We start from the raw sequence: 14874 nt of genomic DNA, 5'->3' as shown, positions 1-14874 counted from the left end.
AAGAGGCATCCAGCCCTGTCCACATCCAATCAGGCCTGCGCCGCGGCGCGACCGACACTCAGCTTTTGTTCGATATCGCGTCCTGCTCGACGGCAGGAACAAACGATCCAGGATTGCGCTTTGACTCAACCGGGAATTCGTTGTGAAACCGTTTTCCATGGCGCTGCTTTTTTTGTGGGAGCGGGCTTGCTCGCGAAAGCGGCGTGCCAGCCAGTACAGATGTTGAATGTACCGGCCTATTCGCGAGCAAGCCCGCCCCCCCACAAAGCAGTTTCCACAGGCTAGTTTTATTTGCCGGTAATCATCGGCAGGTTCAGCCCTTGTTCCTTGGCGCAGTCAATCGCGATCTGGTAGCCCGCGTCGGCATGGCGCATGACACCGGTCGCCGGGTCGTTGTGCAGGACGCGAGCGATACGCTCGGCCGCTTCGTCAGTACCGTCGCAGACAATCACCATGCCCGAGTGCTGGGAGAAGCCCATGCCGACGCCGCCGCCGTGGTGCAGGGAAACCCAGGTCGCGCCGCTTGCGGTGTTGAGCAGTGCGTTGAGCAGTGGCCAGTCGGACACGGCGTCGGAACCATCCTGCATCGATTCGGTTTCACGGTTCGGGCTCGATACGGAACCTGAGTCCAGGTGGTCGCGGCCGATCACGATGGGCGCGGACAATTCACCGCTGCGGACCATTTCGTTGAACGCCAGGCCGAGCTTGGCGCGCAGACCCAGGCCAACCCAGCAGATACGTGCCGGCAGACCCTGGAAGCTGATGCGCTCGCGGGCCATGTCCAGCCAGTTGTGCAGGTGCGCGTCGTCTGGGATCAGTTCCTTGACCTTGGCGTCGGTCTTGTAGATGTCTTCAGCGTTGCCCGACAGCGCAGCCCAGCGGAACGGGCCGATACCACGGCAGAACAGCGGACGGATGTAGGCCGGTACAAAGCCTGGGAAGTCGAATGCGTTTTCCACGCCTTCTTCTTGCGCCATCTGACGGATGTTGTTGCCGTAGTCGAAAGTCGGTACGCCCATTTTCTGGAAGTCGAGCATCGCTTTAACGTGTACGGCCATCGATTGCTTGGCGGCTTTGATTACAGCGGCTGGTTCAGTCTTGGCGCGTTCGCGGTATTGATCCCAGGTCCAGCCGGCCGGCAGGTAGCCGTTGAGCGGGTCGTGGGCGCTGGTCTGGTCAGTGACCATGTCCGGGCGAACGCCGCGCTTGACCAGTTCCGGCAGGACTTCTGCCGCGTTGCCCAGCAGGGCGATGGAAATCGCTTTACCTTCGGCGGTGTATTTGGCAATGCGGGCCAGAGCGTCGTCGAGGTCGGTGGCTTGTTCATCGACGTAACGGCTTTTCAGGCGGAAATCGATGCTGACCTGCTGGCATTCGATGTTCAGCGAGCACGCACCGGCCAGGGTTGCGGCCAGAGGCTGGGCACCGCCCATGCCGCCCAGGCCAGCGGTCAGTACCCATTTGCCTTTCAGGTCATCGTTGTAGTGCTGACGACCGGCTTCGACGAAGGTTTCGTAGGTGCCTTGGACGATGCCCTGGCTGCCGATGTAGATCCAGCTGCCGGCGGTCATCTGGCCGTACATGGCCAGGCCTTTGGCATCGAGTTCGTTGAAGTGCTCCCAGCTCGCCCAGTGCGGCACCAGGTTGGAGTTGGCGATCAATACGCGCGGTGCGTTGCTGTGAGTCTTGAACACGCCGACCGGCTTGCCGGATTGCACCAGCAGGGTCTCGTCATCGTTCAGGTTGGTCAGGCTTTCAACGATCTTGTCATAGCATTCCCAGTTACGTGCCGCACGACCGATGCCACCGTAAACCACCAGCTCCTTAGGGTTCTCGGCGACTTCCGGGTCGAGGTTGTTCATCAGCATGCGCAACGGCGCTTCGGTCAGCCAGCTTTTGGCGGTCAACTTGTTACCGCGGGCAGCGCGGACTTCGACGTCACGAAACTTGGTCATCTTGTTGTCAGTCACGAAAGAAACTCCTCAGCGATCAATCCAAACCAACCCTGGCGGTGGGTAAGCCAGCCTGCGCGCGTCAAAGCGCCACAAGCGAATCAGTGGACGTTGCGGGGAGTCTCGGTCGACTCATACGCATACGTCTTTACTTGTACATACAAGCATATGCAATCGAGCGGCCAACTTGCTGGATGCGCAGTGGAGAAAAATTCTGAAACAGCTGGAGAGCGCCTGAAACAGGGGTTCTGGCGAAGATGAATTTTTTCTGGGGAATATTCTGCAAGCGATGTTGGTTGTTACTTGAACGTGGTTTTGCGCCACGCTGGGGCGTTCGGTAACAAAGTAGTGCGGGTTTTGAAACAAGAAATGTGAATGCTTTTGTGGTGAGGGGGCTTGCCCCCGTTCGACTGCGAAGCAGTCGCAAACCGACTTGTGCGGTGCATCCGAAAAGATTCGGCCGCAGGCTTTGGGGCCGCTCCGCGACCCAACGGGGGCAAGCCCCCTCACCACAATGAAATTTCGCTAGCAGCTGGATCAGTGTGCAGCCAGCTCAATCACACAGCAGTCAGCGTTGACGCCGATCTCGACCAACCCATTGTTACCGACCAGTTGCAGACAATCATGCCGACCCAGTTTCGAAGCGCCGTTACCGACCACCACTTCCAGCGCATCGCTGATGCTGAACACCAACACGGTGCCCGCCGAACTGAAGAACCGCTGCTCCCCCTTCAACCACTGCAACCGCGCGGCATAACGCTGCGGCGCATAAATCAGGTTGAAGTCGCGAATCGGACTACCCAGTAATGTGCAGGACACGTGGCTTTCGCCACTGAAGGCAAACGGATCCAGTGGTAACAGTGCTCGAGTGTTCCGACCATCCACCGACAGGGTCATGCCGTCGCCCTGCAACACGGTGATGATCCGCTCGTAACCGGCAAACATGGAAAACCCGCCCGATTCACCGATATCGGCAATCGACAAGCGCCAGCCGAAACCATCCAGGCCGGTGCCGGCATCGCGGGTGATTTCTTCGGTGCTGCCGCCGCCGTTTTTCCATGGCATGCGCGGGTAATCCTTGGCGCGTAAAACTTTCAATTCGCTCATTTGTGGAACCGACCTTCAAGACGATGACGGGAACCAGGGTGGATAAGACGAGCGGCGGTCACCGGCTGTCGGCCGGACCATGTGCGACGACGGATCAGCAGGCACGGCTCGCCTTTTTCAATCTGCAGCAATTTGCATTCGGACGACTCGGCCAGGATCGCCTCGACCACGTGCTCGCCTTCGGTCAGCGGCGCGACCTGGTTCAGATAGGCATATGGCGTTTGCAGGGTGAAGTCCTGCTTGAGGTAGTCCGGCGCTACGAGCGCATTGACGAAGCGATCTTCGATTTGCACCGGAATATCGTTTTCGAAATGCACGATCAGCGAGTGAAACACCTTCTGGCCTTCACGCATGTCCAGGGCCAGCGCACGTTCGGAACCGGCGGCCTCTTCTTCAAGCGTGATGACCTGACAGGTGTGGCGATGCCCACGGGAAGCGATTTCGTCGGCGATGTTGTGTACTTCAAACAGCGCTGACTGGCTTTTGGGCTCGGCGACGAACGTACCGACGCCCTGCATGCGCACTAACAGACCATCGGCGGTCATCTCGCGCAGGGCACGGTTGATGGTCATGCGGCTGAAACCCAACTGGCTGACCAGCTCGCTTTCCGACGGCACGCGGTAATGCGGCGGCCAGTTTCCACTGTCGATTTGCTGGGTGATCATTTGTTTGACGCGGGCGTACAAGGGCGCCGGACTGTCGCCCATGTTCGCGGCCAACGGAGAGACTGGAGGCGGAGTCGGCACGGTTGATCCCTGTTATTTGTTGGAAGATTGCTAGCTTGCCGGAGTTTACCGGGCAGGCAAACGTCTGTATATGTATATACAAATAACACACGATGGGGTGCCGAACCATGTCCGCCTTCTTTGCCGAACGCGCGCTGCTGCCTAGTGGATGGGCCAACAATGTACGTCTTGAGGTCAGCGCCGATGGCGTCCTGACCCATATCCAGGCCGATTCACATGCAGATGGCGCCGAACGGCTGAGCGGTCCGCTGCTGCCGGGCATGCCGAATCTGCACTCTCACGCCTTCCAGCGCGCCATGGCCGGGCTGGCGGAAGTGGCGGGTAATCCGAACGACAGTTTCTGGACCTGGCGCGACTTGATGTATCGCCTCGTCGGAAAGATCAGCCCGGAGCAACTCGGTGTGATCGCCCGTCAGCTGTATATCGAAATGCTCAAGGCCGGTTACACCTCGGTCGCGGAATTTCATTACGTACACCACGACACCAATGGCCAGCCTTATGCCGATCCGGCCGAGCTGGCCCTGCGCATCAGCCAGGCAGCCAGCTCCGCCGGGATCGGCCTGACCCTGTTGCCGGTGCTCTACAGCCATTCCGGGTTCGGTGGCCAGACGCCGAACGAAGGCCAGCGCCGCTTCATCAACAGCACCGAAAACTATCTCAAACTGCAATCGCGATTGCAGCCGCTGCTGGCGCAGCAACCGGCGCAGTCCCTGGGTTTGTGTTTCCACTCGTTGCGCGCGGTGACTCCGCAGCAGATCAGCGAAGTACTGGCGGCCAGCGACAAGCAGTGCCCGGTGCATATTCATATCGCCGAACAGCAGAAAGAAGTCGACGATTGCCTGACCTGGAGCGGTCGTCGCCCGCTGCAGTGGCTGTACGAAAATACCGAAGTCGACCAGCGCTGGTGCCTGGTCCACGCCACCCACGCCAACCCGGAAGAAGTCACGCTGATGGCCAGGAGTCGCGCCATCGCCGGCCTGTGCCTGACCACCGAAGCCAATCTCGGCGACGGAATTTTCCCGGCGGTGGATTTCCTGGCCCAAGGCGGGCGCATGGGCATCGGTTCCGACAGCCATGTGTCGTTGAGCGTGGTGGAAGAGTTGCGCTGGCTGGAATATGGCCAGCGTCTGCGTGACCAGCGTCGTAACCGTTTGTATGGCGCGGATCAGCCGATGGTCGGCCGTACCTTGTTCGACGCCGCGCTGGATGGCGGAGCGCAGGCACTGGGCCAGCCGATTGGTGCTTTGGAGGTTGGTAAACGCGCCGACTGGCTGGTGCTCGACGGTAACGACCCGTACCTGGCGACGGCAGATGGTGACGGGATTCTCAATCGCTGGCTGTTTGCCGGAGGCGATCGTCAGGTGCGCGATGTGCTGGTCAACGGCCAGTGGGTGGTGCGAGACGGGCGCCATGCGGCTGAGGAAGAAAGCAATCGCGCTTTCACCCAGGTCCTGCGCGAACTACTGGGCTGACAAGAAACAAAAAGTGGGAGCGGGCTTGCTCGCGAAGGGGTCGTAACACTCAACATCTTCGTTGAATGTTAAACCGCCTTCGCGAGCAAGCCCGCTCCCACATTGGTTATGTGGCGAGGTTTATCAGTTTGAGGTCTCGGCCATCTGCGTGTCAGACGTACGCCAGATCAACCGGGTCGTGTCGTACCCTTGCTGACGCGCCTTGCTCAGCAGCTCCTCGCGAACAACGCCATTGACCTTCGGTGTGCGTGACAACAGCCACAGATACTTGCGACTCGGGTCACCGACAATGGCCGTCTTGTAGTCGTCGCTGACGTACAACACCCAGTACTCACCTTTCGCCACGCCCGGTATCAGCCTGGAGAACCAGGTATCGAACTCGACCCACAATTTGTCGGTCTTGCCTGGCACCTGTGGATAAGCCGTGCCCTTGACCTCTTTCCATTGCCACTGCGCTGTCAGGCAACGGTTCAGCACCGCTACTTTGCCGTCAGGCAAGAGCGTGTAATGGGCCTCCGATTGTGCGCACTCGTTCTGGAAGAACATCGGCAGACGGGCCAATTCGTACCAGGTGCCCTGATAGCGCTTGAGGTTGACGCTGTTGGCAGTCTTGGGCGCCAACGGATCCTGGCCAGACGTGGCACAGCCAGCCAACACCAGGCTGGCAAAAAGGATGATCAATAACCGCTTCATTATTCTTCTCCCGTGGGCACGTAGCCCCGGTTTACTTCAGGCCTTGGCCGGAAAACATCAGCACTTTGTCACCGGCGAACTGCACACTGATAAAGCTTTTCTGGTCGCCCCAGGTACAGCTGGACATGCCGAGCGCGCCTGAACAATCGGTGGGTTTGCCCAGCAGGGTCTCGACTTCTGTCTTGGCCATACCGGCCGAGAGCTTCGAGTAATTTTCCTGATTGACCTTGCTGCATGCAGCCAGCAGCACGCAGAACGAAAGCAGGGCGATGGATCGCAGCGACATGGTGTAACTCCGGGTACGAGGATATTGGCATGGCTGCCAAGCTGAAGCTTAGAAGTGAAAACCCCCATCTGGTTCCCTGCCCGGCAGGCTATTTATTGGTCCACTCGTCTGCCTTTTGCCGAAATATCAGCGACTTTCCCGCCCTTTGGGATATTTCGCCGGTTTTAATTGAAACGGCCTAATCTTTGGCGCTGCCCAGTCGACATAAATGCAACGCAAAACCACGCCCGTGGCCCTTGCCCCCCTTTTTTGTTGACCAGCCCTTCTGCGGTAGCGCACCCAATGACCCGAAACATGAAATTCAGCCACAAGATCTTGCTGGCTGCCGCCCTCGTGGTGGCCGTCGCATTCGCTTGTTTCATCCTGTTCAACGACTATCGCCAGCGCCAGACCCTGCGCAGCAGTACCGAAGCTTCGATGCAGGAACTCGGCAGCCTGACCACCAGCAACATCCAGACCTGGCTGGAAAGCCGCATGCAGTTGCTGCAATCGATGGCGCAACAGGTCAGCGCCGACGGCAATGCCGCTGCCAGCCTGAAACGCATCATCGACCTGCCCGCCTACACCGCCAATTTCCAGCTCAGTTATTTCGGTGGTGCCGACGGCGTGATGTTCTCGGTCCCGGCGGGCAACCGCGCGGCGGATTACGACCCGCGCGCCCGCGGCTGGTACAAGGCCGCCAATGGCGCCCGACAAACCATCGTCACCGAGCCTTACATCGCTGCCTCTTCCGGCAAACTGGTCATCACCGTGGCAACCCCGGTGCAACACCAGGGCCAGATGATCGGCGTCGCCGGTGCCGACATCGACCTGTCCAGCGTCAGCGCGACCATCAACTCGCTGAACTTCGGTGGGCACGGCCATGCGTTCATCGTCAGTGCCGACGGAAAGATCCTGATCCACCCGGACAGCAAACTGGTGCTCAAAAGCCTGAGCGAGGCCTACCCGGGCGACACACCAAAAGTCCGCCCGGGCATGCAAGAAGTGGAGATCGACGGCAAGCGCCAGCTCATCACCTTTACACACGTCAACGGCGTGCCGTCGGCGGACTGGTTCGTCGGCCTGGTGCTCGACCAGGACACCGCCTTCTCGATGCTCAGCGAATTCCGTACCTCGGCGATCATCGCCATGGTCATCGCCGTGGTGATCATCATCGTCCTGCTGGGTATCTTGATCAGCCTGCTGATGCAGCCGCTGCTGACCATGGGCCGAGCCATGCATGACATCGCCGAAGGCGATGGTGACCTGACCAAACGCCTGACCATTCACGGTCATGACGAGTTTGGCGCGCTGGGGCTGTCGTTCAACCGTTTCGTCGAACGCATCCACGCCTCGATCATCGAAGTTTCGTCCGCCACCGGCCAGGTCAACGAAGTGGCGTTGCGCGTGGTGGCGGCTTCGAACTCGTCGATGTTCAACTCTGACCAGCAAGCCTCGCGCACCAGCAGTGTCGCCGCTGCGATCAATCAGCTTGGCGCCGCCGCGCAGGAAATCGCCCAGAACGCCGCCCTCGCCTCCCAGCATTCGAGCGACGCCCGCTCCCTGGCCGAAGATGGCCAGCAGGTTGTGGATAAAACCATCGCGGCGATGCAGCAGCTCTCGGCGAAGATCAGCGACTCGTGCGGCAACATCGAGACGCTCAACAGCAACACGGTCAACATCGGGCAGATTCTGGAAGTGATCACCAGCATCTCCCAGCAGACCAACCTGCTGGCACTGAACGCGGCGATCGAAGCGGCCCGCGCCGGTGAAGCTGGACGTGGTTTTGCGGTAGTGGCCGATGAAGTGCGCAATCTCGCCCATCGCACCCAGGATTCAGCGCAACAAGTACAGACAATGATCGAAGAGCTGCAGGTCGGTGCCCGGGCGGCGGTGGGCATCATGACCGACAGCCAACGGCAGAGCGAAAGCAGCGTAGGTATCGCCAACCAGGCTGGAGAACGACTGGGCAGCGTGACCCAGCGCATCGGTGAGATCGACGGCATGAACCAGTCGGTGGCGACCGCCACTGAGGAGCAGACGGCTGTGGTGGAGTCGATCAATGTCGACATTACCGAGATCAATACGCTGAATCAGGAAGGCGTGGAGAACCTGCAGGCTACCCTGCGAGCGTGCGCCGATCTTGAGCAGCAGGCGGCGCGATTGAAGCAGTTGGTGGGTAGTTTCCGGATCTGAAGATCAAGAGCCAGGATCAAGAGCTACCCCCTCACCCCAACCCTCTCCCCCAAGGGGGAGAGGGTGAAAGGGAGCCGATCTTCGATGCTTTCGAATCCTGAGTTCGACTGACGAGTTTCGCGTCGATGTATCCAGACTAAACACCTAGGTCAGCCTCCTGTCCCCCAATGGGGAGAAGGGAAAGGGAGCCGATCTTCGATGCTTTCAAATCCTGAGTTCGACTGACGAGTTTCAGGTCGATGTTTCCAGACTAAACACCTCGGTCAGTCCCCTGTCCCCCAATGGAGAGAGGGAAAAGGGAGCCGNAATCCTGAGTTCGACTGACGAGTTTCAGGTCGATGTTTCCAGACTAAACACCTCGGTCAGTCCCCTGTCCCCCAATGGAGAGAGGGAAAAGGGAGCCGATCTTCGATGCTTTCGAATCCTGAGTTCGACTGACGAGTTTCAGGTCGATGTTTCCAGACTAAACACCTCGGTCAGTCCCCTGTCCCCCAATGGAGAGAGGGAAAAGGGAGCCGNCGACGCTCTTCCGATCTTGCTTTCAAATCCTGAGTTCGACTGACGAGTTTCAGGTCGATGTTTCCAGACTAAACACCTCGGTCAGTCCCCTGTCCCCCAATGGAGAGAGGGAAAAGGGAGCCGATCTTCGATGCTTTCGAATCCTGAGTTCGACTGAAGAGTTTCAGGTCGATGTATTCAGACTAAACACCTCGGTCAGTCCCCTCTCCCCCTGGGAGAGGGCTAGGGTGAGGGGTAGCTTTAGAAGCGCGACCCAGGCTGCGAAAGAAACGCCAATTCCTCAGCCGTAGATTCGCGCCCCAACACCGCATTGCGATGGGGAAACCGTCCAAACTGCGCGATCACTTTCTGATGCCGCTCGGCAAAGTCCAGGTAATCGGCAAACAGGGCCTGATCAGCCCCGGGCTGCTGCGCGACCAGATCGATGTACCGGGAGACACCTTCGTTCTGCACCGCGAGGTTCTCGCTGTGCTCGAACACCAGGTAGATGAACACCCGCTCAATTGGCTGCAACTGTCGGTCGAAATCCGCAGCAATGCCCTGGGCCACCAGCTTTTGCGCCCGCAGATCACCTGCAAAGGCTTTGGGAGTATCACGGAAGATCATGCGCGGGATTTGATCGAGCAACAGCACCAGAGCCAGCCAACCTTCGGGACGTTGCATCCACTCGGTCAATCCGCCGGCCAGTGCCTGCTCGACCTGGCCCCCGAAACGCTCTCGCGCTTCGAGGTCCTGGCTGTCGCGCTTGCCAAACCACAACTTGCCCTTCTGCGCCGCCACTTCGCTCGCTGACCCGGAACTCCCGAACCACCAATCAAGCAACGGCTGCCAAGGGGCGTTCATGGATTATTCCTTATGGTAAGCCGTGGCGCGTGCAACTTCTTCCTTCGAGCCGAGGAACACCGCTACACGCTGGTGCAGGCCGTCAGGCTGGATGTCGAGGATGCGCTGGTGACCGTCGGTGGACGCGCCACCCGCTTGCTCAACCAGGAACGACATCGGGTTGGCTTCGTACATCAGGCGCAGTTTGCCCGGCTTGGACGGCTCGCGGCTGTCACGTGGGTACATGAACAGACCGCCACGGGTCAGGATGCGGTGCACATCGGCGACCATCGCAGCAACCCAACGCATGTTGTAGTTCTTTTTCAGCGGGCCTTCTTCGCCTGCCAGCAGTTCGCTGACGTAGCGTTGTACCGGGGCTTCCCAGTGGCGCTGGTTGGACATGTTGATGGCGAATTCCTGGGTCGATTCAGGAATGGTGATGTTTTCGTGGGTCAGTACGAAACTGCCCATTTCACGATCCAGGGTGAAGCCTTTCACGCCGTCGCCCAAGGTCAGGATCAGCATGGTCTGTGGACCGTAGATCGCGTAACCGGCGGCCACTTGCTGGGTACCAGGCTGAAGGAAGGCCTTTTCATTCAAAGGTTCGTTCTGGCTCAGGTATTCGTTCGGGCAACGCAGCACCGAGAAGATCGTGCCGACCGGGGCGTTGATGTCGATGTTCGACGAGCCGTCCAGCGGGTCGAATACCAGCAGGTACGCACCTTTCGGGTACTTGCCCGGGATCTGGTAGGCGTTGTCCATTTCTTCGGACGCCATGCCGGCCAGGTGACCGCCCCATTCGTTGGCTTCGAGCAGGATCTCGTTGGAGATCACGTCGAGCTTCTTCTGCACTTCGCCCTGGACGTTTTCAGTGCCCATGCTGCCCAGAACGCCGCCGAGGGCGCCTTTGGACACGGCGTGGTTGATCTCCTTGCAGGCACGCGCCACCACTTCGATCAGGAAGCGCAGATCGGCAGGAGTGTTGTTGCTACGGGTCTGCTCAATCAAATAGCGACTCAAGGTAACGCGGGACATGGAAGGCTCCGGAGGAATGGGGGGGCTAAAAACCCGCGCAGTTTAACGCGAGTCGGGGCGCATTTCCTCCCATCAGACGTAATCCGCTAAAGAGAGTTCATGCGCCGGGGTGAGCGTAGTTGGAAATGGCCCGAATGTGAGGGGCCAAGCAGCAGCCATTTCGGCAAATCTGGCGACAGAATGCCCTGCCCCTACCCCCTGCAGGAGCGAGCATGCTCGCGATGGACGCCAAGGCAACGCGGGCCATCAGGCAACACGCGTTATCGTTAACGACCATCGCGAGCATGCTCGCTCCTACAGATACAAGGATCAGTGCTGAGGGAATTTATTCCAGCGCCTTCCAGATATCCGTCGCGTACTCACGAATGGTCCGGTCGGAGGAGAACCAGCCCATCCGCGCCGTGTTCAATACAGCAGAGCGCCACCACTCTTTCGAGTCGTGCCAATGGGCCTCGACGCGCATTTGTGCATTCCAGTAGGAGTCAAAATCGGCGCAAACCAGGAAGCGGTCATAATCCACCAGCGAATCGATCAGCCCGGCGTAACGGGACGGATCATCCGGCGAGAACACCCCGCCGCGTATTGCTTGCAGCACATCGTTGAGACGATGGGACGCGGCGATGTCCGGCACTGCACTGAACTCATGGTTCTGTTTGCGCGCTTCCACCTGCTGGGCGCTGAGACCGAAGATGAACATGTGCTCGTCACCGATGCGATCGCACATTTCCACGTTGGCACCGTCCAGGGTACCGATGGTCAGCGCGCCGTTCAGGCCGAATTTCATGTTACTGGTGCCCGAGGCTTCGAAACCGGCGGTGGAAATCTGCTCGGACAAATCCGCCGCCGGAATGATGCTCTCCGCCAGGCTGACGTTGTAATTGGGCAGAAATACCACCTTGAGCAAACCGCGCACGGTTGGATCGTTGTTGACCACCCGGGCAATGTCATTGGTCAGCTTGATGATCAGCTTGGCCTGGTGATAACTGGCCGCCGCCTTGCCGGCGAAGATTTTCACCCGGGGCACCCAGTCGATTTCCGGCTCGGCACGAATCGCCTGGTAGAGCGCCACGGTGTGCATCAGGTTGAGTAGTTGACGTTTGTATTCGTGGATCCGTTTGACCTGTACGTCGAACATCGCTGCCGGGTTGACCGCAACACCCAGCCGCTCATGAATCAGATACGCCAGGGCTTTTTTACTGTGCAGCCGTTGTTCGGCGAACGACTTGCGGAACGCACTTTTCTCGGCGAATGGCTCAAGGGCGAGCAAGCGCTCCTCAGGGTTATCCAGCAAGTCCGGACCAAGAGCGTAAACCAGCATCGAGGTCAGCTCGGGGTTGGCCTGATACAGCCAGCGACGGAAAGTGATGCCGTTGGTCTTGTTGTTGATCCGCTCCGGATAGAGCTTGTGCAGCTCGGAGAACACCGTTTTGCGCATCAACTGCGTGTGCAGCCCCGATACGCCGTTGACACTGTGAGAGCCGAGAAACGCGAGGTTGCCCATGCGCACTCGACGGCCATTGTCTTCCTCGATCAGCGAGACCGCGCGCAGTACGTCGAAGTCATGGATGCCCTTGGCCCGCAGCGAGTCGATGTGCTGGGCGTTGATCAGATAAATGATCTGCATGTGCCGCGGCAGCATGCGCTCCATCAGGCCGACCGGCCAGGTTTCCAGCGCCTCGGGCAACAGTGTGTGGTTGGTGTAGGACAGCGTATCGACGGTGATCTGCCACGCTGCGTCCCAGGCCACGTCGTAGACGTCGACCAGTTGCCGCATCAATTCGGCCACGGCAATCGAGGGGTGCGTGTCGTTGAGCTGGATCGCCGCATGGTCGCCCAGGGTCAACACCGAGGTGTGCATGTTGCGATGGCGACGCAGCAGGTCCTGCAGAGACGCGGCCACGAAGAAGTATTCCTGGCGCAGCCGCAGCTCCTGCCCGGCCTCGGTACTGTCCGCCGGGTAAAGCACCCTGGAAATACTTTCCGCCCGGGCCACCTCGGCCACGGCGCCCAGGTGGTCGCCGGCGTTGAAGCGTTCCAGGTGCAGATCTTCCATGGCCCGGGCCCGCCACAGGCGCAGGGTGTTGACGCTCGCTCCGCGCCAGCCGACCACCGGGGTGTCGTAGGCAATCGCCCGCACGGTTTCCGCCGGGGACCAGATTTGTCGGGCTTTGCCAGCGTCGTCGGTCAGGGTTTGTACGCTGCCGCCAAAACCGATGGGGTAAACCACTTCCGCCCGCTCGAACTCCCAGGGGTTGCCGAAATCCAGCCAGTGCTCGGTCTGCTCCTGCTGCCAGCCGTCGACGATGGCTTGCCGGAACAAGCCATGTTCATAACGGATGCCATAGCCATGGCCGGCGATGCCGAGGGTCGACATGCTTTCCATGAAACACGCCGCCAGCCGGCCGAGGCCACCGTTGCCCAGGGCTGCATCAGGCTCCAGCAGGCGGATGCGCTCCAGGTCGACGCCAAGCTCGGTCAGGGCCTCACGGGCAACATCGAGCAGGCCGAGGTTGCTCAGGCTGTCGTAGAGCAGCCGGCCGATGAGAAATTCCAGGGAAAGGTAATAAACGCGCTTCTGACCTTTACGGTAGATTTGCCGCGTGTGGTCCATCCAGTGCTCGACCATGTGGTCGCGCGCAGCCAGGGCAATGGCCTCGAACCAGTCGTGATCGAAGGCGTGATCCGGGTCTTTGCCTACCGCGTAGGTCAGTTTGGTCAAGACGGCGTCGCGGAATGCGGCCACCTCTGCTTCGCGAACAAGTGGTTCTTGAGTCATCGATAAGACCTCGAGCGAGCTTGGGTTGTCTGAGCCTAGACGGTCTGACAGGCGGTAGAGGCTCCGGTTCGGCAGTATTTCCCGTGTGTGCGATTTCAGGCTTGGCGTGAGCCTGAAAGAATGCAGGGCTCGTGCCGTTTTTTCAGTCGCTGAACCTGAATGTGAAAAAATCTGGCGAAAGGTTGTTCAAAAATCCACCAGTCCCGGTATCATCGCGCGCCCTGATGCACACACGCCTGGTAATTCCCGATGATGAAGCCCAACCTGATTGCCGCCGCCGAGATCGACCGTCTCGATACGTGGGCCAAATATTCGGCCCCGATGTGCGGCTCTTGTGTGTCCAGCTGCTGCACGCTGCCGGTCGAGGTCAAGATCAAGGATCTGGTGCGCATCGGCGTGGTCGACGAGTTCGAACTGGGCGACCCGCCGAAGAACATTGCCAAGCGCCTGCAAAAGGAAGGGCTGGTTGAGCGATTCAACCAGAAATCCGGAATTTTCACCCTCCAGCGCATGAGCAACAACGATTGCTACTACCTGGATCGTAAGAGCCGCCTGTGCACCATTTATGACAAGCGTCCCGACACCTGCCGCAACCATCCGAAAATCGGCCCGCGGCCGGGGTATTGCGCGTACAAGCCCAAGGAAGTGGAGCGTGAGCGGAATTCGCGGAGTATCGAGCGGTTCTGAGTAAGGCCGGATATGAGCGGCGGGCTTCAGACCTGCACCCTCACCCCAGCCCTCTCCCAGAGGGAGAGGGAGCCGACCTAGGTGTCTTGAGCTATCCATCGACCTGACAATACGAGCCGATTGTGGATTCAGAAGCCCTTTTGAGATGCCTGCGCTATCCATCGACCTGAGAATACGAGCCGATTGTGGATTCAGAAGCCCTTTTGAGATGCCTGCGCTATCCATCGACCTGACAATACGAGTCGATTGTGGATTCTGAAGCCCTTTTGAAATGCCTGCGCTACCTATCGACCTGACAATACGAGTCGATTGTGGATTCAGAAGCCCTTTTGAGATGCCTGCGCTACCCATCGACCTGACAATACGAGCCGATTGTGGATTCAGAAGCCCTTTTGAGATGCCTGCGCTACCCATCGACCTGATAACGCGATTCGGTTATGGATTCGGCAGAGCTCTTTCAGGTCGATAAATTTCTGCAGCATCCCGCGATCAGTCCCCTCTCCCAGGGGGAGAGGGCCAGGGTGAGGGGAAAACGCCTCACAACATTTCCCCCAGACAAACAAAAACGCCCCCGGTCTCTCGACCGGGGGCGTTTTCATTTCAG

12 protein-coding genes and 1 pseudogene are annotated in these 14874 nt (G+C 59.2%); 5 read left to right on the top strand and 8 right to left on the bottom strand.

Annotated elements, in window-relative coordinates:
* Nucleotides 1-287 precede the first annotated feature (287 nt).
* The 3 genes from hutU to hutC all read right to left on the bottom strand — a co-directional run bounded on the left by hutU (nt 288) and on the right by hutC (nt 3766).
* On the bottom strand, nt 288-1955 hold the full coding sequence (gene hutU, locus ASE98_RS17485; protein WP_156465531.1) for a urocanate hydratase: 1668 nt from the start codon (nt 1953-1955) through the stop codon (nt 288-290).
* Nucleotides 1956-2489: 534 nt separating this feature from the next.
* Nucleotides 2490-3059 carry a HutD/Ves family protein gene (locus tag ASE98_RS17480; RefSeq protein ID WP_060542584.1) on the bottom strand — a complete coding sequence of 190 codons (570 nt, stop codon included), beginning with the start codon at nt 3057-3059 and terminating at the stop codon, nt 2490-2492.
* Nucleotides 3056-3766 (bottom strand): histidine utilization repressor, encoded by a 711-nt coding sequence (gene hutC / locus ASE98_RS17475; protein WP_177336984.1) that lies wholly within the window; start codon nt 3764-3766, stop codon nt 3056-3058. The genes ASE98_RS17480 and hutC overlap by 4 nt, the downstream gene beginning before the upstream one ends.
* 146 nt (nt 3767-3912) lie before the next feature.
* Here hutC and ASE98_RS17470 point away from each other — a divergent pair, with 146 nt between their 5' ends.
* Nucleotides 3913-5277: a formimidoylglutamate deiminase gene (locus ASE98_RS17470; protein ID WP_060542582.1), complete on the top strand. Its 1365-nt coding sequence runs from the start codon at nt 3913-3915 to the stop codon at nt 5275-5277.
* Nucleotides 5278-5400: 123 nt separating this feature from the next.
* On the opposite strand, the gene ASE98_RS17465 is transcribed toward ASE98_RS17470, so the two are convergent.
* Nucleotides 5401-5970, bottom strand: coding sequence for a lipocalin family protein (locus ASE98_RS17465; protein WP_060542581.1), 570 nt, complete (start codon nt 5968-5970; stop codon nt 5401-5403).
* A gap of 31 nt (nt 5971-6001) precedes the next feature.
* The gene (locus tag ASE98_RS17460; protein WP_060542580.1) at nt 6002-6256 is read right to left on the bottom strand and encodes a hypothetical protein; all 255 of its coding nucleotides are present in this window, start codon (nt 6254-6256) and stop codon (nt 6002-6004) included.
* A 29-nt stretch (nt 6257-6285) separates the two neighbouring features.
* On the opposite strand from ASE98_RS17460, the gene ASE98_RS26660 reads away from it, so the two are divergent.
* The 3 genes and pseudogenes from ASE98_RS26660 (at nt 6286) to ASE98_RS27800 (ending at nt 8431) form a co-directional block, all read left to right on the top strand.
* Nucleotides 6286-6438, top strand: coding sequence for a hypothetical protein (locus tag ASE98_RS26660; RefSeq protein WP_156465520.1), 153 nt, complete (start codon nt 6286-6288; stop codon nt 6436-6438).
* A gap of 100 nt (nt 6439-6538) precedes the next feature.
* Nucleotides 6539-7576, top strand: a pseudogene (locus ASE98_RS27805) (HAMP domain-containing protein); the annotation flags it as partial.
* 90 nt (nt 7577-7666) lie between these two features.
* Nucleotides 7667-8431, top strand: coding sequence for a methyl-accepting chemotaxis protein (locus tag ASE98_RS27800; protein ID WP_412071740.1), 765 nt, complete (start codon nt 7667-7669; stop codon nt 8429-8431).
* Between the two features lie 759 nt (nt 8432-9190).
* Here the strand turns inward: ASE98_RS27800 and ASE98_RS17450 are convergent.
* The 3 genes from ASE98_RS17450 to ASE98_RS17440 form a co-directional block, all read right to left on the bottom strand.
* Nucleotides 9191-9793: a DUF924 family protein gene (locus ASE98_RS17450; RefSeq protein ID WP_060542578.1), complete on the bottom strand. Its 603-nt coding sequence runs from the start codon at nt 9791-9793 to the stop codon at nt 9191-9193.
* A 3-nt stretch (nt 9794-9796) separates the two neighbouring features.
* On the bottom strand, nt 9797-10807 hold the full coding sequence (locus ASE98_RS17445; protein WP_060542577.1) for a class 1 fructose-bisphosphatase: 1011 nt from the start codon (nt 10805-10807) through the stop codon (nt 9797-9799).
* A gap of 325 nt (nt 10808-11132) precedes the next feature.
* Complete coding sequence (locus ASE98_RS17440; protein ID WP_060542576.1) at nt 11133-13583, bottom strand: glycogen/starch/alpha-glucan phosphorylase; 2451 nt, start codon at nt 13581-13583, stop codon at nt 11133-11135.
* A 249-nt stretch (nt 13584-13832) separates the two neighbouring features.
* Between ASE98_RS17440 and ASE98_RS17435 the strand changes: the two genes are divergently transcribed.
* Nucleotides 13833-14270, top strand: a complete 438-nt coding sequence (locus tag ASE98_RS17435) for a YkgJ family cysteine cluster protein (RefSeq protein WP_060542575.1) — start codon at nt 13833-13835, stop codon at nt 14268-14270.
* Nucleotides 14271-14874: the final 604 nt, after the last annotated feature.

The sequence above is a fragment of the Pseudomonas sp. Leaf48 genome, from assembly GCF_001421885.1.
GTDB lineage: Bacteria > Pseudomonadota > Gammaproteobacteria > Pseudomonadales > Pseudomonadaceae > Aquipseudomonas.
The sequence above is the reverse complement of the archived record's forward strand: the minus strand, read 5'-3'. Positions and strand labels throughout refer to the sequence as shown.

Excerpts from the sequence above, each read along its gene's own strand:
- hutU (WP_156465531.1), bottom strand. The coding sequence starts at position 1,955 with ATGACCAAGTTTCGTGACGTCGAAGTCCGCGCTGCCCGCGGTAACAAG.
- ASE98_RS17480 (WP_060542584.1), bottom strand. The coding sequence starts at position 3,059 with ATGAGCGAATTGAAAGTTTTACGCGCCAAGGATTACCCGCGCATGCCA.
- hutC (WP_177336984.1), bottom strand. The coding sequence starts at position 3,766 with ATGGGCGACAGTCCGGCGCCCTTGTACGCCCGCGTCAAACAAATGATC.
- ASE98_RS17470 (WP_060542582.1), top strand. The coding sequence starts at position 3,913 with ATGTCCGCCTTCTTTGCCGAACGCGCGCTGCTGCCTAGTGGATGGGCC.
- ASE98_RS17465 (WP_060542581.1), bottom strand. The coding sequence starts at position 5,970 with ATGAAGCGGTTATTGATCATCCTTTTTGCCAGCCTGGTGTTGGCTGGC.
- ASE98_RS17460 (WP_060542580.1), bottom strand. The coding sequence starts at position 6,256 with ATGTCGCTGCGATCCATCGCCCTGCTTTCGTTCTGCGTGCTGCTGGCT.
- ASE98_RS26660 (WP_156465520.1), top strand. The coding sequence starts at position 6,286 with ATGGCTGCCAAGCTGAAGCTTAGAAGTGAAAACCCCCATCTGGTTCCC.
- ASE98_RS27800 (WP_412071740.1), top strand. The coding sequence starts at position 7,667 with ATGTTCAACTCTGACCAGCAAGCCTCGCGCACCAGCAGTGTCGCCGCT.
- ASE98_RS17450 (WP_060542578.1), bottom strand. The coding sequence starts at position 9,793 with ATGAACGCCCCTTGGCAGCCGTTGCTTGATTGGTGGTTCGGGAGTTCC.
- ASE98_RS17445 (WP_060542577.1), bottom strand. The coding sequence starts at position 10,807 with ATGTCCCGCGTTACCTTGAGTCGCTATTTGATTGAGCAGACCCGTAGC.
- ASE98_RS17440 (WP_060542576.1), bottom strand. The coding sequence starts at position 13,583 with ATGACTCAAGAACCACTTGTTCGCGAAGCAGAGGTGGCCGCATTCCGC.
- ASE98_RS17435 (WP_060542575.1), top strand. The coding sequence starts at position 13,833 with ATGATGAAGCCCAACCTGATTGCCGCCGCCGAGATCGACCGTCTCGAT.